The sequence below is a fragment of the Minwuia thermotolerans genome (assembly GCF_002924445.1).
Taxonomy (GTDB): Bacteria; Pseudomonadota; Alphaproteobacteria; order Minwuiales; family Minwuiaceae; genus Minwuia; species Minwuia thermotolerans.
Window position 1 is genome coordinate 119,814 of sequence record NZ_PIGG01000045.1, and the last position, 22,127, is coordinate 141,940.

The window sequence follows — 22,127 nt, forward strand, 5'->3', positions numbered from 1 at the left end:
GCGCCGGCTCAGAACGGCGCGGGTTCCGGCTCTCCGAGCACCAGATGGTGGAGTGCGCCGCCCACAGCCGCACTTTCCACCGCAGCTGCTTCCCTATCCGGAAACAGCGCCGTGATCAGGCCGAACGCCTCCTCGTCGCGCGGGTCGTCCAGCGACGGCACCACCACGGCGCCATTGGCCAGATAGAATCCGAGATAACTCGCCGAGGCCGGGGAGATGCGTTCGGGTGCGGGGATTTCGTGCACCTCAAGTTCCTGACCGAAGGGCCCGCGCGCGCGGGCGAGGCGATGCAGGTTGTCCTGCATGGCGCGGAAGTCGGGATGCTCCGGATCCTCGGGCGAGTGGATGGCGATCACCCCCGGCCGGACGAAGCGGCAGAATCGGCCGACATGACCGCCGCCGCCGGTGAGGCCGCTTATCCCCTCCCCCAGCCAGACGGTGTGCACCACACCGAAGAAATTCATCAGGATCTCCTCGACGTCACGGCGCCCCATCAGCGGATTGCGGTTGGGACTGAGCAGGGTCTGTTCGGTCACCAGCGCCGTGCCCATGCCGTCGGTCTGCACCGCCCCGCCCTCCAGCACGATCGGACCGCGGTAATGGGGCAGGTTCATCAGCCGGATCAGTTCCTCGGCAAAGCCGTGATCCTCCTCGTGAACGATGTGACGCCCGCCCCAGCCGTTGAACTTCCAGCCCACGGTCTTGACCCGCCCGTCCCGGGTGCTGAGGAAGGTCGGGCCCAGATCGCGGATCCAGCCATGGGCCGAGGGCCGCTCCAGGATCTCGACCCTGGGGCCGAGAGTCAGGGACGCCTCCTTGGCGACGTCGGACGGAACGATCACGCGTACCGGCTCGAAGCGCGCCACGGTCCGCGCCACGTGGGCGAAGGTCACCCGCGATTCCAGCAGGCCGCCCGGCATTTCCGTCGGGTCGGTGGGCCAGGACAGCCAGGCCCGGCTGTGCGGCGCCCAGTCGGGGACAGGATAGTAGCCATCGAAGGACGGGTTGGGTTCAGCCATCGGCGCGCGCTCCGAACAGTTGCCGCGGGCGCTCCAGTCCCCTGAGGCGATGCTCCCCCAGGTCGTCCAGCCCGCTGCGGTCGGACAATTCTTCGGCCAGCGCCGCGGAGACCAGCAGCGCCCGGTCCAGGTCGCCGCAGATCGCCTCCATGCGCGCCGCCTCGTTCACCGCCGGCCCGATCACCGTGAAGTCCAGCCGGTCGGGCCCGCCGACATTGCCATAGGCCACCTCGCCGGCATGCAGCGCGACGTCCAGAATCATGTAGTCCTCCCCTGCCGCCGCGCGTCGGCGGTTGATTTCCGCCACCCGCGAAAGCGATTCCCGCGCGGCCTGCAGCGCCGCGTCGGCGCGGTTGCCGTGGCTGTCGTCGAACACCGCCAGCAAGCCGTCGCCCAGGAACTTCAGCACCTGGCCGCCGAGCCGCTGTACCGGCTCACAGATCGCGGCCAGATAGGCATCCAGCATGGCCACGATCGTTTCGGAACTCAGCCTGTCCGTCAGCGCGGTGAAGCCGCGCAGGTCGGCCAGCAGGATCGCAGCCCGCAGCACCCGTGTATCGCCCCGATGAATATCACCGTGCAGCACCCGCCGGCCCGCATCCTGACCCAGATAGGTCGTCATCAGCGTCTCCGCCATGGCGGCCAGCACGCCGCCCTTCAGGGCCAATGCAAAGAGGGGCAGCAACGCTCTGAGACGCGCCAGCTCGTCGCCGAAGCCGCCCGGCCGGTCGGTGCTCCATGAGGTGATGACGCCAAGTTCGGGTATCTGCGTCTCCCGGTCCGCACTGGACGACCAGCCGAAGGGGAAGAGCTCCGTGTGGTAGCCCGTGAGACCCGCGGCGCTCAGTTCGTCGTAGAGATCGAACCAGGGCCCGGCACGATCGCCGCCGTCGAGCCGAGCCGTGATCGCGTTGATTCCGTTGGCGAACATGTAGGCGCCCGGACTCCGATGCCATTCGGGCGGCGCCTGTTGGTCGTGGCCGAAGGTCTGGCTGTCAGCCACGCCCCGGCCGGCCCACCAGGTCAGGCTGAAACCGCGCATGCCCGGATGAACCACGGCGGTCGCGATCTGCACCCGGGCGAGCGGAATCCCGCCGTCCTGCAGCCGCTCGCAGAACGCCGCCAGCAGCGCCTCCGGCGCCATGCCCTCGAGCCCCGCCCGGCTCAGCCAGGCGAGCGTCTCCACATCGTCGCTTGTCAGTGGCCCCTCCGCCATGGCCGCACTATGCGACGAACTCCGATTGCCGCCAACCGCGCGATCGGCGATAACGGGCCGCGCCCATCAAGCCCGGGAGGAACACCATGGCCGGACGCATCGACGCAAGACTTCAGGAACTCGGAATCGAACTGCCGAAGGCGGCAAGTCCCGCCGCCAACTACGTGCCCTATGTCATCTCCGGCGACCTCGTGTTCGTCGCCGGCCAGGTGCCGTTCTGGAATGGCGAGCTGACGTCCATCGGCCGTCTCGGCGACGGCTTCGAGGTCGAGGATGGCCGGAAGGCGGCCCGGACCTGCGCGCTCAACATCATCGCCCAGGTGAAGGCGGCCTGCGGTGGCGACCTCGACCGGGTGAAGCGGATCGTCAAGCTGGGCTGCTTCGTCAACGCCACGCCCGACTTCAACAAGCATCCGGTTGTGGCCAACGGCGCCTCCGACCTGATGGTCGAGATATTCGGCGACGCCGGCAAGCACGCCCGCTTCGCCGTCGGCTCCAACACCCTGCCCCTCGGCGTGGCGGTCGAGATCGACGCGGTCGTGGAGATCGAATGAACGCGCCCGGCTGGCTAACTGACCGGCCGATCGCGCATCGCGGGCTGCACGCCCCCGGACCGGACCGACCCGAGAATTCCGTCGCCGCCCTGGCGGCGGCCGAGGCTCATGGCTATGCCGCCGAAATCGACGTGCAGCGGACGGCGGACGGGGAAGTCGTGGTCTTCCACGACCGTGAACTGAGGCGCCTCTGCGGCGTCGACGGACCGGTTTCGGGGCGGCGCCTGCAGGACCTGCAGCGCCTGCGTCTGCTGGGCGGACCGGAGACGATTCCGTCGCTGTTCGAGGCGCTCGATCTGTTTCCCGACCTGCCGCTGCTGATCGAGCTGAAGATGGGCGACGCCGGACTGGCGCCCGCGGTTGCGGCATTGCTCGACGGGCGCGATGGCCCGTTCGCAGTACAGAGCTTCGATCCGGCCATCGTGGCATGGTTCGCGGAGAATCGCCCGGACTGGCCGCGCGGGCTGATCGCCTATCGCAGTCTGCGTTTCAGCATGCGCGCGAAAGAACCTCGCTACCAGCCTGAATTCATTGAAATCGCCCGCCCCGATTTCGTTGCCTGGAACGTCAAGGACCTGCCGGCGGATCCCACGGTGCCGGAGCATCTGCCCGTGATTACCTGGACGGTGCGGACGCCATCCGACCTACGGCGCGCCCGCGCGCATGCAGCCAACGTCATCTTCGAGGGTTTCCTGGCCTGAACGCGCTCAGTCGCGGCCGAACCTGAGCCGTCCCCCCGCCAGCAGTGTCCGCGGCGGCACCGCGCAGTTCGCCGCTGCGAGCGGCGCCCCATCGACCAGCAGATGGGTGCGTCCGCCGGCGAAGCTGCCCGAATAACGCCCGGCCTCGAAGCGGATGCCACCGCCTTCGCCTTCGCGCGCCGTGACCGGCTGCCCGCCGCCGCCGCCGATGCGGATGAGCGCCAGCGTCTCGAATACGGCGCTGGCGGATTCGGTAACGAAGACGCCGTGATACTGCTGGGCCGCCGGACCCATGAGCCGCTCGTTCGGCGGTTCGGGAAAGCCCTCGGCGAGTTCCAGCCGAACCGGCGGGCCGACGAGCAGTTCGACGCTGGCCTCCGCCGGCCCGTTCCGGATGCGCGCCGTGCGGTCGCCGACGGCAAGGATGGGCGCGGCGGCGTGGAAATTCCATTCCCACCGCTTCGGTGTCCCGGCGGCCATGCGGTCATGCACCAGCAGCAGGCCGCCCGGCAGATGCAGCAGTGTGCGGTCGGCCTCCACAATGTCGCCGCCATAGGCCCTGGCCGCCCTGCCTGTCAGTTTCACGGCCCCGCCGCAGCGCCAGTAGTCGGTAAGCCGTCCCTTGGCGGTCGGGTCGTCGATCGGCTGGCCCTTGCCGCCGTCATAGGTGATGGCGTTGTGGGCGACCGTGCGCCGGGTCCAGCCGTCATGATGAGCCGAGCGGTAGCCGTCATAATAGCCGCTGTCGATCAGCAGGGGCCGGCCATGGCCCATGACCATGAACGAGTTCTGGTCGGCATGGCTGTGGCTGAAGGAACCGAACTGGCTCGACTTGAACAGGATCGAGTAGCGCTCCGGGTCGGGCAGATCGCTGTGCACGGCGGCCCAGCCGATATCGGGGAAGATCGCAGCGTCGGGAATCTCCCCGAGAGCGCGCGGCGCCCCCGATCGCGCGGCCTGAACCCCGAACAGCCGGGGCCACAGAAGGGCGTTGGACAGTTCATCGGCCTCCGCGCCGGCAATGTCGAGATGCGCGCGCCAGGCGGCAAGCAGGGCTGTGGCGTACTCGCCGCGGCCGCGCTCCACGTAGAGGCGGCTGATCTCCGCCCAGAGTTCGGGACGCAGCTTTTCCGCGCCGTCGCCGAAGCCCGCCTGGGAGACGCCGGGCGGCGCGAAGTAGGTCAGGAACTCCGCGAAGTTCCGCACCCAGGCCGTCTCGAAATAGGGGAAGCCGACCACATTGTGGATGACGTCCCAGCTGTCGACGTGATTGACGAACTCCCAGACGCCGTAATTGACGCCGTTGGAATAGCCGCCGTCGTCGCCGCCCCAGGGCGTCACGATCGTGGAGACCAGCGGATAGGTATCGCGGAACCAGAGCGTCGCGCGGTCGGAGTCCCCGGCCATCAGCGCAGCGATCGCCAGCACGTGCGTGGCGATCTGGAAACCGTGGGAGCTGAGCGTGAACTGGCCCAGATTGCCCCGATCGTTGAGCAGGAAGAAGTCGAAGGCGGCCTGGGTGCGAAACTCCACATGGCGTTGCACTTCCCCCCGCCGTTCCGGATCCATCCGGCGGTAGAGGATGTCGTAGGCCCGCGCCACCGCCTTGGCGATGCGGATGTTCAGCAGGTCGTCGCCGGCGTGGCCGGTGCGCCCGAAGGCGTCGAAGCCGACGATGCCGTCCAGGTAGACCCCGGCGGTTCCGGCGGCGCGGTCGCGCACGGCCTCGTCCGGGTGCAGGACCGAGACCGCGAGAGCATCGTTCATGCGGCGGATCATCTGGCGCAGTCGGGCGCGAACCTCGCGGCTGCGGGCGATCCCCTCCCCTGCGCCGGCGACGCTGCCGCGCAGACCGGCGAATGCAGGCGCGGACCCGGCCTCCTTCAGGTAGCGCGCCAGCACCACGTCGAAGACCGCCTGCTTCGCCTCGTCCAGCCGGGCTGGCCGGGGCGGCAGCGCACGCGGGCGCCGGGCGGTCTCGGCCTTCCCGAAGGCAGTCCAGATGTCAGGCACCTGCAGGGTGATGCTGTCCTCGCGCAGGTTGAAGGTGCGCGGGACCGACCAGCCGCCATTGTCGCCGGCGCGGCGCGGCCGGCCGATCTGATCGAGTTGCCTGACCCGCCAGTTGAAGGCGCCCGGCGGCAGCGGGCTGTCGGGGCGGAAGATGTTGGAGGTGGTGACGAAGGTCAGATAGGGCTCGCCATCGCGCTCGATCGCCACCTCGAAGGAGTACATATCGCGTCCGGACTTCCAGCCGAAGACGGGCGGGTTCTCCAGCTGCACGGAGCTGTCCTCGGGCCGTTCCCTGAGTTCCTTGCGGTCCTCCGGCGTCAGCCAGTCCTGGACATTGCGCGGCACGTTGGGCGGGCTCTGGTGCGGGTCGAAGCGTTCCGCCGTCCCCGGCGTGGCCAGAACCACGATGCCGGCCGCGGCCAGCATCACAGCCCCCATGCGCCGACCCGGCATCAGTCGCCGCCGCGCTCGACAGCCTGGACCAGCGCAGCCACCACCTGCCGGTCCCAGACCTTGCCGGCCTGTGGCCATAGCTGGTCCAGCGCCTGGGAAGTGGTGCGCGCGGCGCGATGCGCGCGTTCGCTGATAAGGGCCACATAGGCGTTGGCCAGAGAGACGATCTGCGCCGGCTGAAGGAAATCCGGCCCCGAGATCCCGGCCGGCCGGCCGGAGCCGTCGAGCCGCTCCTGAAGCTGGCGCAGCGTCTCGACCACCGGCCCCTCGAAGTCGATGTTCGCGACCAGATCGGCCGAATGCAGGATGCTGTCGCGCACCAGGGCGAGTTCGTCCTCGGTCAGGTCGCCGGACTTGGTGAGAATGGCCGGATCGATACCCAGCTTGCCGAGATTCATCAGCCGCGCTGCGGTTTCGGCGGCGTGGACCATGGCCGGCTCCAGCTTCATCTCCTCGGCCATGCGCCGTGACAGGTGCGCGACGCGCTGCGAATGATTCGCGGCATAGCGGTCGCGGGCGTCGATGAGATTGACCAGCACGTCGACCAGCGCATCGAGCTGCGCGGCGCGGCGCTCCCGCTCCTGGACGATTTCCGTCATGTCCTCGGCGACCATCAGCACGCCGCCGGCGTCCAGCGGCACATGGAAACGCCGGACCACCCGCCGCCGGCCCTCGATCTCCGTGTCGTCGATCTCGTGAACGATCTCGTTGTCCTGGCGCACCCGGGCGTTGGCCTGAACCAGCGGCGTGGCCACCGCGGGGCCGAAGATACTGGCTATGGGCTTGCCCTCGGCTTCGGCCGCGTCGATGCCGGCGCCCTCGAAGGCTGGCGTGTTGCCGAAAAGGATACGGTCGTCGGGACCGACGGCGACGATCGAGTTGGGAACGGCGTCGGCAAGGTTCTTCAGCAGGCGCCCGAGACGGCGCGACTCGGCAAGCGCTTCCGAGAGATCGCTGGCGGCGGCGGCCAGGCGGTCGGAAATCGCATTGCGCCAGACGGCAACGACGGTGACACCCACCAGCAGCACGACCAGCATCAGGGCGCCGGCAATGACCTGAATGCGTTGCACGCCCTCGGCCAGCGCCGCCTCCCGGTCGACGCTGCGCACCAGGGTCCAGCCGGTGCCGGCGATGCCGCGGCCGGTGGCGAGCACCTCCCGTCCCGACAGCCCCCTGTAGGTTCCGGAAGCCGGCGCGGTCGCCGTCAGGGTGGCAACGGACTCCGCGCCGCTCACAGCAGCAAAGAGCGGCGGGCCGTCCTCCAGCGGCGAGATGAGCCGCGGCCCCCCTTCGGCACTCTCCAGAAGGTAGGTGCGGGCTTCGCGCAATACTTCGCCCGGCTGACGGAGCGTCGCGTCGAAATCGTCGCCCAGGCGGCGGAAGGCGACGACATAGCCGATGCCCGCTTCCGTGCCGCCATCGGGCGACAGCACGGGCGCGAGAAAGGTCACCATGCGCTCGCCGTCGCCGGCCGGGTAGACCGGAGAGACGAAGACGCCGCCCTGCAGGAGTTCGGGCGGCGCGGCCGGCATGATTCCCTTCACGAAGGACATGCCGGGGCTGAGAGCGATGACCTGCAGATCGGCATCGAGCACGGCGACGCCGCCGGTCGCCGGCGTGTCCAGGTCGGCATTGCGGGCGATCTCGCTCTGCGGCGTGGCGTAGCCGCCGCGTTCGGCCTCCAGACCCAGCAGTTCCTCGATATAGCGGCGGCGGCTGTCCAGCGCCTCCGGCGGCAGGTCGGGGTCGGTCAGGTCGATCAGGTAGTATTGTATGGCGCGGTTGCGCGACAGGCGCAGCAGTTCGCCGCGCCGGTGATCGAGCCATCCCTCGACCGCGGCCTTGCGGCTGTCGGCAACGATGCCGAGCCGCACCTGCCACTGTTCGATCAGCCTTTCGCGCTCGCTCGCTGCATAGAACAGGATCGCGACGATCGCCGCCGCGGCGACCGTCAGCAGGGCTGCAAGCGCAAGCCCCGCGCGCCGCCGCATGCGGCGGCGGTCCCGGACGATCGGGTCCGCGCTTGCACTCATGACCGATCCTGCCTCAGCCGCGCCTTCATCGGCGCCATTGGAATCCGGAAACTATGAGTATTCGTTAACCGCGGATCAATCTCCGCGGACGCCGCGGTCAGGAGCGTCCACGCGAGGGATTGCGGCTGAGCGCCTTCATCCGGTACATGCGCCGGTCGGCCTCCTCCATCAGCGCGTCGGCGCTGGCACCCGGCGTGACCTCGGCGACGCCGAACGCCAGATCGATGGGGATGGTCTCGCCGGCGGCCTCGAATCCCGTCCGCCGCACCTTTTCGACCAGGCTCCGGCACTTGGCTTCCGCCGCGGCCTCGTCCACCTGGGTCAGGATCATCGCGAACTCGTCGCCGCCCATCCGGGCGACCACATCGGTGGCCCGCGTGTCCTCGGTCAGCACCCGCGCCACCGTCTTCAAGGCCGCATCGCCGGCCGGATGGCCCCAGTTGTCGTTGATCAGCTTCATACCGTTGACATCCAGCGAGACCAGGCAGGCGCGGTCGCCGTGACGTTCGGCGGCGGCGACGCAGCGCATCAGCGCACGCTGGAAGGCGCGCCGGTTGGCGATGGCCAGCAATTCGTCTGTATCGGCGAGCTGTTCCAGGCGGACGATCCTGGCTCTGGCCTGCTCGAGCTGGGATTCGAGAGCCTGCACCAGGCTGGACAGTTCGCCGTCGCCTTCCGGCCCGGCCGTGTTCTGGCCTTCGTCTCCGCGTCGCGCCTGCGCCTGCATGCCCCTCGATCCGCCCTGCCGGGCCGTCGGCGTTCTCGACCGCCAATTCTGTGCCCGCTGCCTGTTCCCGACCGGCGAGCCTAGTGATCTTTGCCTTGGCGTAAAGTTGCAATGGTTCGAGGTTTTTCTAGGGACGCCGGGCGGATTGGCCTGCATGGGCGGCGGCCCGCCGCGCTGCGGCGGCCGCTTCCGGCCCCTTCTCCAGCGTGAGCCGGAAATCCGGATCGCGAATGATCGAGATGCAGACGCGGACCACGGCCGAATGAAGTTTCACCCCGGCGTCCTTCTCCAGCCGCTCGACCACAAATCGGGTCTCCAGCGCGGCGCGGTAGGGACGGTGCGCTGTCATCGATTCGGCGACGTCGGCCACGGCCACGACCTGCGACTCGATGTCGATCTGGTCGCCCTTCAGCCCTCCGGGATAGCCGCTGCCATCCAGCCGCTCGTGATGATCGCGGACAATCCTCGGCACGACATTGCCGAACCTGATTCGCGATACGATGTCGTAGCCGATCTCCGGGTGCGTCTTGACCACGTCGAATTCCGCGTCGGTCAGCCGGCTGGGCTTGACCAGTAGATCGGTGGGCACGCCGATCTTGCCGATGTCGTGCAGCATCGCGCCGAGTTCGACGTCGGCGAGCCGTTCGTCGCTCAGCCCGATCCGCCGTCCGATCTCGACGGCCAGCATCGCGACCAGCACCGCGTGCCGCGCCGTGTAGGGATCGCGCCGCTCCAACGTCGTCGACAGGGCGGCGACGGTTTGCGTGAGAATTTCCTGCTGACGTTCCAGATGGAGGTGGTCGCGCCGGGCCAGCAGGTAGGCAATGGCGCCGAACATGGTCGCGGTCACCAGCACGAAAGCCGCGCCCTTCAGGCTCTGGGCCACCGGCGCATCCTCGGGCGACAGGGCCTGCAGGACGATCCAGTCCGAGAACAATATCCAGGCGACGCCAAAAACCACATAGACCAGCGTCACACGCAGCGCGAGCGAGACGGCGCCGTTGACGATCAGTCTGCCACCGATGAACCGCATGCCGCCTCCCGCCTGTGAAGGCACTACAATGCTTCATTCGCGTCGAATGGTCTGCTCCGACGGATCAATTGGCAATGGTGGAAACATGGTCACGACACGCATGGGTGGACTGCGCTCAGCTGTCGGTGAAGTCGACCGTCACGAACAGCATGTTCACGTTGAAGCCATCCCGCGAGAGCGGCATGATCAGCGGCTCGATGGCGCTGTAGCCAGGCTGCTTGCCGACATAGGGGATGTCCGCAGGAAGGTGCGGGCGGCGTTGCGCGACCACCGCGCAGCAGGCGTCCCAGACGCGCGACGGCGCGCGTTGATGAGGCAGGTCGCTCATCAGCCGGCCGGTGTCGTCGCGGCCGAAATGCCAGACCCAGCGCGTGCCGACCAGTCGATAGCGGAAATCCCGCGGTTCATGGAGAACGTCGAGCAGGATGATCGAGGGCAGAAGCTGCGGAATGTCGAGCGGATCGAGATCCGTGCGCGCCGGCATTCCACGGCTGTCACGAATCGAGTTCCAATACCCGAAGGCTGCGGCGTTCAACGGCCGGCATATGGCGCCGTCCGGATCCCGGATCGGCTGGATGGACGCCGGATCATGCAACATCGGTTCTCCGCCGGAAACTGGACATGGGGGCCCCTGCGGCAGGCCTTTCGGCTGGGCGGGTAGGTAAAGCAAGATCCGGGCCGCAATAAGGCGAGAATCGGATGAATATTTCGCGCCGCCTGCCTGTTGACCGGGCGGCGCAGGCTCCGGATCCGTATCGCCGCGCGCCGGAATGCGATAGTTATTGTGACAGGCTGCCGGCGCGCCGCCACTGTATCGTGAACAGACGGCCCGCGCGGATTACCCCGGGGAACCTGCGATGCCGTATTTCCGATTTGTGCCGTCCGTGCTGCTCGCCGGCCTGCTTGCGCTCCTGGCCTTGTCCACAGCGCTGGGACAGGCCCTGCCGGTACAACAGCTCCAGCAGCGTCAGGCTGCGGAGCGCGCTGACGCCGAAACGCCGCCCGGCGGCGCGGGACTGGAGGAGGCGCTGCGCCCCACCGTCCGCCGCCTGGTCGCCGAGGAACTGGCGCGCCAGCCGGAAGCGGGCACGGCGACCGCCCCAGCCCCGGTCGCCGCCCCCGCCGCAGAGGCGCAGATGGCTGATCCCTTCGCCATGGTCATCGACCGGGCGAGAGGCAGCGTCGAGAACCTCTCCCGCAACGCCGCGAGGCTGGCCGAAGCGCTGCCCGAGCTGGGCGACAGCTTCGATCACGCCTTCATCCTGATGACCGACCTGGAAGGCTGGCCGCGGATGTGGGAAGGCGTCGCCAACCTGGCAGCGATGCTGGCCGCGGCGGCGCTGCTGATGGGGGCGCTGCGGCGGCTGCTCCGCCGGATCATGCCGCTGCCACGGCCGGCGGCGGACGACATGCTGTCCCGGCTCTGGCCGTCGCTGGTCCTGATGGTGCGCGACACGGCGCTGGTGGCCGCCTTCGTCGCGGCCGGATTCCTGCTGTCGCTGGTCTGGTTCGCCCAGCACGATCCGATGCGCATCTTCCTGATCACCTATCTGGGCGCATTCGCGACCGCGCTGACAGGCCGCGCCGTGGCGCGCTTCCTGTTCGCGCCGGACCGGCCGGAACAGCGTCTGGTGGAGGTCGACGACCGCACCGCCCGCAAACTGGCACTATGGCTGACAGCCGTGTTCGCCACCGTGGGTCTCGTCGGGTTCAGCGTCGGCATGGTGCGCCTGCTCGGCATGCCCCCGGCGACAATCGGCTGGATGCTGCTCGCCGCGGGGCTGTTCACGGTGGCGATCACCGCGGCGCTGACGCTGCTGGCGAGCCCGCGGGACGCCATGGCGGAAGCAGCGGACGCGCCGCGGAGCGGGCGGTATCGCCGGCTCTGGCTGATGATCGGCATCGGCTTTCTGGCCCTGCTCTGGGGGCTGGCGGTGCTGTCGGCCGACGGCACCAAGCTGCTGGCGGTGGTCGTGATCTTCGCCGCCGCCGCGGCCAGCGCCTATTTCGGCATCCTCCGCCGACCGCTGCCCGCGCCGGAGCGGCCGGCGCGCGCGGCGATTCCCGTTGATCCCGAGGAGATGCAGCCGGAGGCTGCCACGGACGAGCCCGAGGCGCCCGAGGCCGGCGACGTTGCACGCCCGGCCCCGCCGCCTTCGCTGCTGCCGCCGTTGCGCCGCGTTGCGCAGTCGGCGCTGGGCCTCGTCGGGGCCCTCGCCTTCCTGCACCTGCTGGGCGTCGACATGGTGGCGGCACAGCAAAGCCCGACCGGCGAGCGGATCACCGCCGTGCTCGGTGATGTGGCTGTCATTCTGATCGTCGCCGCCATCGGCTGGGCGCTGGTGGAGCGCACCATCCGCCGTTTCGTAGAGCGCGAGGAGGCCAAGGCCCGCGCCGAGGCGGCGGATCACGCCATCGACGAGGACGGGCTGGGCGGCATGGTCACATCGCGTTTCGGGACCCTGCTGCCGCTGATCCGCGGCTTCATCCTGTCGGTGCTGGCCGCCGTCACGATCATGGTCGTGCTGAGTTCCATGGGCCTCGACATCGGCCCGCTGCTCGCCGGCGCCGGCGTTGTCGGCATCGCCATCGGCTTCGGTGCCCAGGCCCTGGTGCGGGACATCATCGCCGGCATCTTCTTCCTGATCGACGACGCCTTCCGCGTCGGCGAGTACGTGGAGTTCGGCGACATCCGGGGACAGGTGGAGCAGATATCCATCCGCTCCATGCGGCTGCGCCATCACCGCGGCGCGATCCACACGATCCCCTTCGGCGAGCTGCGCTCCATCACGAACTACAACCGCGACTGGGCGATCTACAAGCAGGAATTCCGCCTGCCCTACGAGACCGACACCGACAAGGTGCGCAAGATCATCAAGAAGGTCGGCATCAGGCTGATGGAGGATCCTGAACTGGGGCCGAAGTTCATCCAGCCTTTGAAGTCCCAGGGCGTGTTCAAGATCGAGGAAGGCGCCCTGATCGTGCGCACCAAGTTCATGTGCAAGCCGCGCGAGCAGTTCATCATCCGCAAGGCGGTCTTCCAGGAGGTCAAGAACGACCTCTACAAGGCGGGGATCGAGCTGGCCCAGCGCCGGGTGCAGATCGAATGGCCCGAATGGGTGGAGAAATCCGGGCCGGGCGCCAAGGCGGACGGCGAACCGGGCGGGGGCGGCAATATCGGCGGACCCGACGTCCCCTCGCCGGTCCGGGGGCCCGGTCAGGGCGACCCGGTTCAGGCGGCGATGGTCGGTGCGGCGGTGGGCGCGGCCGGGCTGGTGGTCTCCCAGCAGACGACGAAACCGGTCTACCCCGACGAGCCGTGAGCCGCCGGCGGTAGCAGGTTCAGATGCTCAGGTCTTCCAGGTTGTAGTCGAAGACGTCCAGCTTCGCCTTGTCGTCCCAGGCCCAGCTCTCGCCCGCTTCGGCATGGGGCTTGTAGACGAAGGGCGTCTCGTCGGGAAAGCGCTGGCGGCGGGCGTCGATCGCATAGCCGATCATGCGCGAACGGCGGCGGATGCGGGCGTCGTCATAGACCGCGCGGGCGTTGTGGATGCCGCCCGCTTCCACGTTCAGCACCGACTTGCGGCGGTGGAAACCGAAGTTGAAGGTGACGCGCCAGTCCTTCGAATTGTTGGCGAAACTGCCATGCACGACCTGGCGGTTGGTGATGGCGAGGTCGCCGGGCTTCGCCACCAGCGGCACCGCCTCCGGCAGGCGGTCGGTGCCGGCCGCCTCCACCATCGCCGCGATGTCGATCTGGCGGAGCTTGTGGGTGCCGGGCACGACCCAGAGGCCGTTGGCCGGGGTGCAGCCATAGAGCTGCGCCATGCAGTTGAAACCGTGCGTCCCCTGGTCCCACTCGGGATCGTCCCAGTGGGTGACGCCGTCGCGGTGCCAGGCGACGGAGGCGCCCAGGCCCGGTTCCTTGATGAACAGCGCCTCGTTGAAGGGCGTGAAATCCTGACCGTTGATGGCCGACACCATCTTCAGCACTTCCGGATGGCCGTAGAGCCGGAGCGCGGCCTCCGAATGCTGCAGCGTGCCCAGCATCAGGTAGACGATCTCCTCGGGCGCGTCCTTCGCGGCCTCGGGCTCGTACATCTTCACCGGATGGCGCCCGTTGGCGGCGGCGGTGCCGCCGAAGGGATCGGCCAGCGGCTTCGACCAGAACAGCGACGGCGCCTGCTGGCCGACGCCGATCGCCTTGCGGCCCTGCGCGTCGACTTCCTCGCCCCTGGCCACGGGGAAGCGGGACATGATGTCCTTCAGGTCGCGTTCCAGATCCGCCAGTTCGTCCGCCTTCAACACGCCCTCGAAGACGTAGAAGCCGCAGCGCCAGTAGGCCTCGACGATGTCGGGATGCAGCGCCCCGTCGCCGGCGAAGCGGATGGGGCCGCGATTGCCCAGCGCGTGGGCGCGCTCCTCGCCTTCGGCCATGTACTTTTCCATGGCCGCGGCCTGGGCGGCGTGATCGATGGTGCGGGCGACAACAGGCGGGTTCATGGCGATCCTCCCCAGGACCATGCTGGAAGCTACGGCGTTTCGCGCAGTGTACCCTCACGCCACGGAAGGCGCAAAGCATGCGCGCCCTGCGCCGACGTCAATCGTCCAGCAGGATCCGCTCGGCGTCGCCCTCGGGGTCGTCGTACTGACCCGAACGCAGCGCCCAGATGAAGGCCCAGAGGCCGACGCCGCCCAGCAGCAGCGCCACGGGAATGAGATAGATCAGCACGTTCATGCCCTTGCCTCCCGAACCGTGGTGACGGCGGCGTTGGCCGCTTTGCGGTTCCGGCCCTCGCCGAGGCGCAGGCGGAGCGCGTTCAGCGTCACGACGACCGACGACGACGACATGGCGATCGCAGCGACCAGCGGCGATGCCCCGCCCAGGACCGCCACGGGAATGGCGATCAGGTTGTAGATCAACGCCAGGCCGAAGTTCTGCAGGATCAGCCGACGCGCCTTGCGCGAGACGGCGAGCGCGGCCGTCACCGCGTCCAGACCGTCATGCATGAAGACGAAATCGGCGGCCGCCCGCCCGACATCGGACGCGCTGGCCGGCGCCATCGACACGTGGGCCGCGGCGAGCGCCGGGCCGTCGTTGATGCCGTCACCCACCATCAGCGCCCGGTGTCCCTCATCCGCCAGCGCCTGCAGCGCCGCGATCTTGTCCCCCGGCTGCTGGCCTGCGCGCCAGTCTTCGATGCCGGCCTCGGCGGCGGTGCGCGCCACGGCGGCGGCGTTGTCGCCCGACAGCAGCATCGGCCGGAAACCCAGACCGTCCAGTTCCGCGATCATTGCCGCAGCCCCGGGCCTGAGCGCGTCCTCGAACTCCACATGCCCGGCGGGGCGGCCGTCGACCATCAGCCAGAGCTCCGTCGCGCCGGGCGCGCCAGCTTCGGACGGGCCGGCGAAGGCGCGGCGCCCGAGGCGCAGTTCGTGGCCGGCGACCCGTCCGGAAAGCCCTTCGCCGGGATGTTCCTCGACCGCGTCCGCCTCGGGACCGGCAGGCGGTCCGGCATGCGCGGCCAGCGCCAGCGCCAGCGGGTGGCGGCTCCGCCGCGCCAGGGCCGCGGCAAGCGCCAGATGCGCCTCGTCCAGCGTGGCGCGGACGATGCGGGGGCGGCCCGTGGTCAGCGTGCCGGTCTTGTCGAACACCGCCCGGTCGGATTGCGCCATCCGCTCCAGCGCGGTGCCGTCCTTGACCAGAATGCCCTTCGCGAACAGCACGCCGCTGGCGACCACCTGGACGGCAGGGACGGCGAGGCCCAGAGCGCAGGGGCAGGTAATGATCAGGACCGATACGGCGATCCAGAGCGCGTGGCTCCAGTCGCCGCCGGTGACGACCATCCAGCCGACGAAGGTCAGCAGCGCGATCAGGTGCACCGCCGGGGCGTAGACCTGCGCGGCGCGGTCGGCCAGGCGGACATAGCGCGCGCGGCCGTTCTCCGCCTCCTCCATCAGCCGCACCACCTGGGCCAGGAAGGTGTCGTCGCCGACGGCGGTGGCGCGGATGGTCAGCGGGCGGGTCAGCGGCATGGTGCCGGCGCGGACCATCGCCCCCGGCCCCACCGCGACGGGCTGGGATTCACCGGTGACGATGGCGCAGTCCAGGTCGGCGGCGCCGTCGACGACGACGCCGTCGACGGGAATGCGCTCGCCGGCCGCCACCAGCAGCCTGTCGCCGGGCGCCAGGTCGTCGACGGCCACCCGCTCCTGCCCCGCCGGAGTCAGGCGCGTGGCCTCCGTCGACCAGAGCGAGAGGAGCTGGCTGACGGTCGCGCGGGCCCGGGCGCGGACGCGATGGTCCAGATAGCGGCCGAGCAGCAGGAAGAAGAGCAGCATCACGGCGGCGTCGAAGAAGGCCTCCTCGCCGCTGAGGAATGTCGCATGCAGGCTGAGCGCCGCGGCCAGCACCACGGCCAGCGAGATCGGCACGTCCATGTTGAGCGTGCGCGCCTTCAGGGCCTGCCAGGCGGAGCCGAAGAACGGCCGGCCGGCATAGAGGATCGCCGGCAGCGCGATCAGCGCCGAGACCCAGTGGAACATGTCGCGTGTCGCGCCCTCGGCGCCGGACCAGACCGAGACCGAAAGCAGCATGACATTGCCGGCGGCGAAGCCGGCCACGGCCAGGGCGCGGAGCAGTTCGCGCCCGCGCCGGTCCTCCTGCTGCGCGCCGGCAGCATGGGGGTCGTAGCGGCGGCAGTCATAGCCCAGCGCCTCGACGGTGCGGACGATCTCGTCCGGTTCATTGGCGCCGTCCATGACGACGCTCAGCCGCCGTGTCGACAGGTTCACCCGCGCGTTGCCGACGCCGGGGACGGCGCCGACCGCGCCCTCGATCTTCGCAATGCAACCGGCGCAGTGGATGCCGGGCACGATCAGGTCGAGGCGTACGCTTTCCCCGCTCCGGGCCGCCGGGCGGGACGCTGGCCGAACCGAATCGGCGACATGGCCGCAACAGCTCATTGGCCCGGGTCCTTGACGAAGAAGCGGACAATGCGGCGGAACTCCGCGCCCGCGCCATCGCGCGCCACGGCGTCCAGTTCCCATTCGCCGGCGCCCAGCGCGGCATCGGTCCGGTAGAGGCCGCTGCCGGCCTCCCGAAAGGCGACCGGACGGTCTTCGCGGTCGGTGACCGGCCGGCCCAGGCGTCCGGCGATCTCCAGACCGGTCAGCGGCGCGCCGGCGCCATCGGTGAAACGCAGTTCGACCACACCGGCCCGGTGGGTCACGGCGGCGCGCCAGCCCAGTTCCTCCTGAGCGCGCGCCTTCGCCATCATCCGGTTGTAGTCCTGGCTGGCGACATAGCTGTTCTTGACCACCAGGCCGTTGTCGCTGTCCAGCGCGAAGCCGAGCAGCCCCAGGTTGACGACGATGATGACGCCGAAGAAGGCCAGCATCGACAACAGCATCTTGCGGCCGGTGAATGGGCGGGCGTTGCTTTCGATCGCGTCCATGGCTTCAGTCTCCGGGCGCATAGAACGTGGCGCCGTAATGAGCCTCCTCGATACCGCCCAGGTCGGTGACGCTGAAGCGGAAGGGCGTCGCGCCCAGCTCGATCTCCGGGCCGGGGACGGTGACGAAGACCTTCAGCTCGCGCACCTTGTCCGGTTCCAGGATGAACTCGCGGGTGCGGCTCGGCCACAGGTCCTGACCGACCACGGTCATCAGCCCGCCGGGCAGATCGGCGACACGCAAAAGGACACGCCGTTCCTCCAGTTGCATGTTGAGGATCTTGATCGTGTAGCCGTTGCGGACCGCTCCGTCGGAAAGAATGACGTATTGCGGGTTGCGGTCGTGCAGCACGTTCAGCTCCAGCCGGTCCCGCACCGCCAGCGCGAACAGCATGGCGAGGCCGACCAGGGCCCAGATACCGGCATAGATGAAGGTGCGAGGCCTGAGCACGGTGCGCTTCAGCGGCGGCGCTTCGCGGCCCGCCTCCTGGGCGTCGTAGGTTCTCAGGTTGTTGTAGGAGATCAGGTTCGGCGTGCCGCCGGTCTTCTCCATCACGTTGTTGCAGGCGTCGATGCAGAGCGCGCAGTTGATGCACTCGAGCTGTCCCCCGTCGCGGATGTCGATGCCCATCGGACAGACGGCCACGCACTGGTTGCAGTCGATGCAGTCGCCCAGCTTGTGGGCCTCGGGGCCCTTGCGGTGCCGGCCGCGCGGCTCGCCCCGCCAGGCGTTGTAGGTGACGCTGAGCGAATTCTCGTCCAGCATCGCGCCCTGGATGCGCGGCCACGGACACATGTAGGTGCAGACCTGTTCGCGCATGAAACCGCCGAAGACGAAGGTCGTCGCCGTCAGCACGGCCACCGTGGCATAGGCCACCGGCGCGGCCTCCCCCGTGAACAGGTCCACGAACAGGGTCGGCGCGTCGGCAAAATAGAACACCCAGGCGCCGCCGGTCGCCACGGCGATCAGCAGCCAGATCAGCCATTTCGCCAGCCTCTTCCGCGTCTTGGTGAAGGTCCAGGGGGTCTTCTCCATGCGGAAGCGGGCATTGCGGTCGCCGTCGATCCAGCGCTCGACGTGGATGTAGAGGTCGACCCAGACCGTCTGCGGGCAGGCATAGCCGCACCAGGCGCGGCCCAGCACCGAGGTGACGAGGAACAGGCCGATACCGGCCATGATCAGCAGGCCGGCAACGAAATAGAATTCCTGCGGCCAGATCTCGATGAAGAAGAAGAAGAACCGGCGATGCTCCAGGTCGATCAGCACCGCCTGGTCGGGCATCCCCGGACCGCGGTCCCACCGGATCCAGGGCGTGATGTAGTAGATCCCGAGAAGTATCCCCATCAGCCACCATTTCAGGCGGCGGAAATGGCCGGCGACGCGCATCGGGTGGATGCTTTCGCGCGCCTTGTAGAGCGAGCGCCGCTTCCGGGCGTTGACCGCCTCGACCTCGATCCGGTCGACCCGATGCGCGTTGGCCATTCCGTACTACTCCTGCCGGATGTCGATGCCCAGTTCGCCACCGCCCAGCGAGTGCACGAACAGGGTGAGCTGCTTCAGGGTGGCGTCGCTGAGACGGAAGTCCCAGGCGGGCATCACCCCGTGACGCGGGTTGACGACCTGCGTGCGGATTTCCTGCACCGAACTGCCATAGAGCCAGATGGCGTCATCCAGCGCCGGCGCGCCCTGACTCTGGTCGCCACCGCCGTTCTCGCCGTGGCAGACGGCGCAGTTGTCGGCATAGACCGTGGCGCCCGCCGCGGCCAGATCCGCGTCGTGCTCCAGTTCGGCCAGCGAGCGGACGTGGTGGGCGACCGCGTTGATCTGCTCGCGGCTGAGCAGGCCGTCGCCGAAGGCCGGCATCTGGGAGAAGCGGGTCTCGTCGTCGCGCTCGTAGCGGATGCCGTGCTGCAGGGTCTGGTAGATGTCCTGCACACTGCCGCCCCAGAGCCACTCGTCGTCGTTCAGGTTCGGATAGCCCGGCGAACCCTGGGCGCCCGAACCGTGGCACTGCGAGCAATTGACGGCAAAGGCCGCGCGGCCGCCGTCGGTGGCGAAGCGAAACAGCGCCGGATCCTGACGAATCTCCTCGAGCGACAGGCGTTCGAGCGCGTCGAACTTCTCCTGCTGCGCGGTGATGGCGTCCTCGATGTCCCGTTCGACCGCGGCGCGGCTGGAATAGCCCAGCACGCCCTGCGTGGCGCTGTCGATCAGCGGCCATGCCGGATAGGCGATGGTGTAGCCGATCGCCCAGATGACCGTGGCGTAGAAGGTCCACAGCCACCACCGCGGCATCGGATTGTCGAGTTCCTTGATCCCGTCCCACTCGTGGCCGGTGGTTGCCGTGCCGGTGACGGCGTCCGTCTCGGTCGCCGCTTCCTTGCCCTTGGCCGCGTCCGGATCTGTCCTCATGACTTCGGCTCCTGATCGTCCTGGAGCGGCTGGTGAGCCGCGTTGCGGTAGTACTCGCGGGCGCCCGGGCGGAAGAGCCGGAGAACGGCCGCGGAGAAGACGAGGACCAGGAAGACCAGTCCCCAGGTGTCGGCGAAATGCCGGAGGGTTTCGTGATCCATCGCGCTCACCTGTAGTTTTCTTCGGAACGGTAGGCGGAGAAGTCCACCAGCGTGCCGAGCATCTGCAGATAGGCCACCAGGGCGTCCATTTCCGTCAGCCGGCGCGGATCGCCGTCGAAATCGCCGACCTGGGCTTTCGGGTAGCGGGCCAGCAGCCCTTCCCAATCGCCCTCCGGATCGGCCTGGGCCCGCATGTCGGCCTCGGCCTCGGCGATCATCTCCTCGCTGTAGGGCACGCCGACGGCGGCATTGACCTCCAGATGCCGGGCGATGTCGTCGGTCCTGAGCCGGTTGTCGAGCAGGAACGAGTAGCGCGGCATGATCGACTCCGGCACCACCGACCGCGGGTCGATCAGGTGCTGGACATGCCACTCGTTGGAGTAGCGCTGTCCGACCCGCGCCAGATCCGGTCCCGTCCGCTTCGAGCCCCACTGGAAGGGATGGTCGTACATGCTCTCCGCGGCCAGGCTGTAATGGCCGTAGCGCTCCACCTCGTCGCGCATGGGCCGCACCATCTGGCTGTGGCAGTTGTAGCAGCCCTCGCGGACGTAGATGTTCCGCCCCGCCAGCTCGAGCGGGGAGTAGGGACGCACCCCCTCCACCTCCTCGATGGTGTTCTCCATGTAGAACAGCGGAGCGATTTCCACGATGCCGCCGATGGACACCACGAGGAAGCTCAGGACGAGCATCAGCGTGGCGTTCTTCTCGATCTTTTCATGCTTGAACATGTCTGCGCTCTCCGGTTCAGGCGGTCTGGCTCTGGACCACAGGGTCCGGCCCGGCGGGTTCCCGCTCCGGCGAATGCATGATCGTCCGCCAGACGTTGTAGACCATGAGAACGGCGCCAGCGATGTAGCAGAGGCCGCCGATGGCGCGGATGACATAGAAGGGATGCATCGCGTCCACGGTCTCGGCGAAGCTGTAGACCAGGAAACCGTTCTCGTTGTACTCGCGCCACATCAGGCCCTGCATGATGCCGCTGACCCACATCGCCGCCGCGTAGATGACGATGCCGATGGTCGCGAGCCAGACGTGCCAGCTCACCAGCTTCAGCGAGTACAGGCCCATGCGGTTCCACAGCCGCGGCACCAGGAAGTAGATGGCGCCGAAGCTGATCATGCCGACCCAGCCGAGCGCACCCGAATGCACGTGGCCGATGGTCCAGTCGGTGTAGTGGCTGAGGCCGTTGACCGACTTGATCGACATCATCGGACCCTCGAAGGTCGACATGCCGTAGAACGCCAGCGCGATGACCATCATGCGGATGATCGGGTCGGTGCGCAGCTTGTCCCAGGCGCCCGAGAGCGTCATCAGGCCGTTGATCATGCCGCCCCAGGACGGCATCCACAGCATGATCGAGAACACCATGCCGAGCGTCTGCGCCCAGTCGGGCAGCGCGGTGTAGTGCAGGTGATGCGGGCCGGCCCAGATGTAGAGGAAGATCAGCGACCAGAAGTGCACGATCGACAGCCGGTAGCTGTAGATCGGCCGCTCCGCCTGCTTGGGCACGAAGTAGTACATCATGCCCAGGAAGCCCGCGGTCAGGAAGAAACCGACGGCGTTGTGGCCGTACCACCACTGGGTCAGGGCGTCCTGCACGCCGGCGAAGACCGAGTAGCTCTTGGAGCCCAGGGGCGACACCGGAATCGCCATGTTGTTGACCACGTGGAGCATGGCCACCGTGACGATGAACGCCAGGTAGAACCAGTTCGCCACGTAGATATGGGGCTCCTTGCGCTTGATGATCGTCCCCAGGAAGACGGCGAGATAGGCCAACCAGACGATCGTCAGCCACAGGTCGACATACCACTCGGGCTCGGCGTACTCGCGCGACTGGGTCACGCCCATCAGATAGCCGGTCGCCGCCAGCACGATGAAAAGCTGGTAGCCCCAGAAGACGAACCAGGCGAGACCGCCGAAGGCGAGCCGCGCGCGGCAGGTGCGCTGCACCACATAGAAGCTGGTGCAGATCAGCGCGTTGCCGCCGAAGGCGAAGATCACCGCCGAGGTGTGCAGCGGACGCAGCCGGCCGAAATTGGTGAAGGACCAGTCGAGGTTGAGTTCGGGGAAGGCGAGCTGCAGCGCGATGACCAGGCCGACCAGAAAACCGACCACGCCCCAGAACACGGTCGCGATCACGCCGTAGCGGATGACGCCGTCGGCATAGCCGCTGGCATCTTCGCGCGCCGGGCGGTCGAAGTTCCGCAGCACGAAGTAGATGGCGATCAGGCTGGCGATGACGGCGACCCAGGCATGAGCCTGGAATTGCGCGTCATGCCCCCTCGCGGCGCCGATCAGCCCGGCCAGGCCGGTCAGGCTGAGCAACCCCAACTGGACGACGTTTCCCATC

19 protein-coding genes are annotated in these 22,127 nt (G+C 68.4%); 3 read left to right on the forward strand and 16 right to left on the reverse strand.

All coding sequences use genetic code 11. The annotated features are described in order from the left end of the window. Positions 1-8 precede the first annotated feature (8 nt). Positions 9-1,019 (reverse strand): agmatine deiminase family protein, encoded by a 1,011-nt coding sequence (locus CWC60_RS14830; RefSeq protein WP_109794719.1) that lies wholly within the window; start codon positions 1,017-1,019, stop codon positions 9-11. Continuing rightward, the gene (locus tag CWC60_RS14835) at positions 1,012-2,235 is read right to left on the reverse strand and encodes an adenylate/guanylate cyclase domain-containing protein (RefSeq protein ID WP_109794720.1); all 1,224 of its coding nucleotides are present in this window, start codon (positions 2,233-2,235) and stop codon (positions 1,012-1,014) included. Before CWC60_RS14835 ends, CWC60_RS14830 begins: the two co-directional genes overlap by 8 nt. Before the next feature lie 86 nt (positions 2,236-2,321). Between CWC60_RS14835 and CWC60_RS14840 the strand changes: the two genes are divergently transcribed. Together CWC60_RS14840 and CWC60_RS14845 are read left to right on the forward strand one after the other, a co-directional pair. Continuing rightward, entirely contained in the window at positions 2,322-2,789 is a 468-nt protein-coding gene (locus CWC60_RS14840) for a RidA family protein (protein ID WP_109794721.1), read from the forward strand. After that, on the forward strand, positions 2,786-3,490 hold the full coding sequence (locus CWC60_RS14845; RefSeq protein ID WP_109794722.1) for a glycerophosphodiester phosphodiesterase family protein: 705 nt from the start codon (positions 2,786-2,788) through the stop codon (positions 3,488-3,490). The genes CWC60_RS14840 and CWC60_RS14845 overlap by 4 nt, the downstream gene beginning before the upstream one ends. A 6-nt stretch (positions 3,491-3,496) precedes the next feature. Here CWC60_RS14845 and CWC60_RS14850 read toward each other — a convergent pair whose 3' ends face one another. The 5 genes from CWC60_RS14850 to CWC60_RS14870 all read right to left on the reverse strand — a co-directional run bounded on the left by CWC60_RS14850 (position 3,497) and on the right by CWC60_RS14870 (position 10,347). Then, positions 3,497-5,956: a heparinase II/III domain-containing protein gene (locus CWC60_RS14850; RefSeq protein WP_164516563.1), complete on the reverse strand. Its 2,460-nt coding sequence runs from the start codon at positions 5,954-5,956 to the stop codon at positions 3,497-3,499. Beyond that, the gene (locus tag CWC60_RS14855) at positions 5,956-7,989 is read right to left on the reverse strand and encodes an HD domain-containing phosphohydrolase (RefSeq protein ID WP_109794724.1); all 2,034 of its coding nucleotides are present in this window, start codon (positions 7,987-7,989) and stop codon (positions 5,956-5,958) included. Before CWC60_RS14855 ends, CWC60_RS14850 begins: the two co-directional genes overlap by 1 nt. 97 nt (positions 7,990-8,086) lie before the next feature. Then, positions 8,087-8,716 carry a GGDEF domain-containing protein gene (locus CWC60_RS14860; RefSeq protein ID WP_164516564.1) on the reverse strand — a complete coding sequence of 210 codons (630 nt, stop codon included), beginning with the start codon at positions 8,714-8,716 and terminating at the stop codon, positions 8,087-8,089. 127 nt (positions 8,717-8,843) lie between these two features. Continuing rightward, a complete protein-coding gene (locus CWC60_RS14865) occupies positions 8,844-9,749 on the reverse strand; it encodes an HD-GYP domain-containing protein (RefSeq protein ID WP_109794726.1) in 906 nt (301 codons plus the stop codon). Positions 9,750-9,864: 115 nt separating this feature from the next. Next, on the reverse strand, positions 9,865-10,347 hold the full coding sequence (locus CWC60_RS14870) for a PAS domain-containing protein (RefSeq protein ID WP_109794727.1): 483 nt from the start codon (positions 10,345-10,347) through the stop codon (positions 9,865-9,867). A gap of 259 nt (positions 10,348-10,606) precedes the next feature. Between CWC60_RS14870 and CWC60_RS14875 the strand changes: the two genes are divergently transcribed. Beyond that, positions 10,607-13,072, forward strand: a complete 2,466-nt coding sequence (locus CWC60_RS14875) for a mechanosensitive ion channel family protein (RefSeq protein WP_109796403.1) — start codon at positions 10,607-10,609, stop codon at positions 13,070-13,072. 19 nt (positions 13,073-13,091) lie between these two features. On the opposite strand, the gene CWC60_RS14880 is transcribed toward CWC60_RS14875, so the two are convergent. From CWC60_RS14880 to ccoN, 9 genes are all read right to left on the reverse strand, one after another. Continuing rightward, a complete protein-coding gene (locus tag CWC60_RS14880; RefSeq protein WP_109794801.1) occupies positions 13,092-14,252 on the reverse strand; it encodes a phytanoyl-CoA dioxygenase family protein in 1,161 nt (386 codons plus the stop codon). A 97-nt stretch (positions 14,253-14,349) separates the two neighbouring features. Next, positions 14,350-14,487, reverse strand: a complete 138-nt coding sequence (gene ccoS / locus CWC60_RS14885) for a cbb3-type cytochrome oxidase assembly protein CcoS (protein ID WP_109794729.1) — start codon at positions 14,485-14,487, stop codon at positions 14,350-14,352. Then, positions 14,484-16,715: a heavy metal translocating P-type ATPase gene (locus CWC60_RS14890; RefSeq protein WP_164516565.1), complete on the reverse strand. Its 2,232-nt coding sequence runs from the start codon at positions 16,713-16,715 to the stop codon at positions 14,484-14,486. Before CWC60_RS14890 ends, ccoS begins: the two co-directional genes overlap by 4 nt. Next, positions 16,712-17,206, reverse strand: coding sequence for a FixH family protein (locus CWC60_RS14895; protein ID WP_164516566.1), 495 nt, complete (start codon positions 17,204-17,206; stop codon positions 16,712-16,714). The genes CWC60_RS14890 and CWC60_RS14895 overlap by 4 nt, the downstream gene beginning before the upstream one ends. Positions 17,207-17,210: 4 nt before the next feature. Then, positions 17,211-18,686 carry a cytochrome c oxidase accessory protein CcoG gene (gene ccoG, locus CWC60_RS14900; protein WP_109794732.1) on the reverse strand — a complete coding sequence of 492 codons (1,476 nt, stop codon included), beginning with the start codon at positions 18,684-18,686 and terminating at the stop codon, positions 17,211-17,213. A 6-nt stretch (positions 18,687-18,692) separates the two neighbouring features. Continuing rightward, entirely contained in the window at positions 18,693-19,616 is a 924-nt protein-coding gene (gene ccoP / locus CWC60_RS14905) for a cytochrome-c oxidase, cbb3-type subunit III (protein WP_109794733.1), read from the reverse strand. Further along, complete coding sequence (locus tag CWC60_RS14910) at positions 19,613-19,777, reverse strand: cbb3-type cytochrome c oxidase subunit 3 (RefSeq protein ID WP_109794734.1); 165 nt, start codon at positions 19,775-19,777, stop codon at positions 19,613-19,615. The genes ccoP and CWC60_RS14910 overlap by 4 nt, the downstream gene beginning before the upstream one ends. Before the next feature lie 5 nt (positions 19,778-19,782). Next, positions 19,783-20,505, reverse strand: coding sequence for a cytochrome-c oxidase, cbb3-type subunit II (gene ccoO / locus CWC60_RS14915; RefSeq protein ID WP_109794735.1), 723 nt, complete (start codon positions 20,503-20,505; stop codon positions 19,783-19,785). Between the two features lie 16 nt (positions 20,506-20,521). Next, complete coding sequence (gene ccoN, locus CWC60_RS14920) at positions 20,522-22,126, reverse strand: cytochrome-c oxidase, cbb3-type subunit I (protein ID WP_109794736.1); 1,605 nt, start codon at positions 22,124-22,126, stop codon at positions 20,522-20,524. Position 22,127 lies beyond the last annotated feature (1 nt).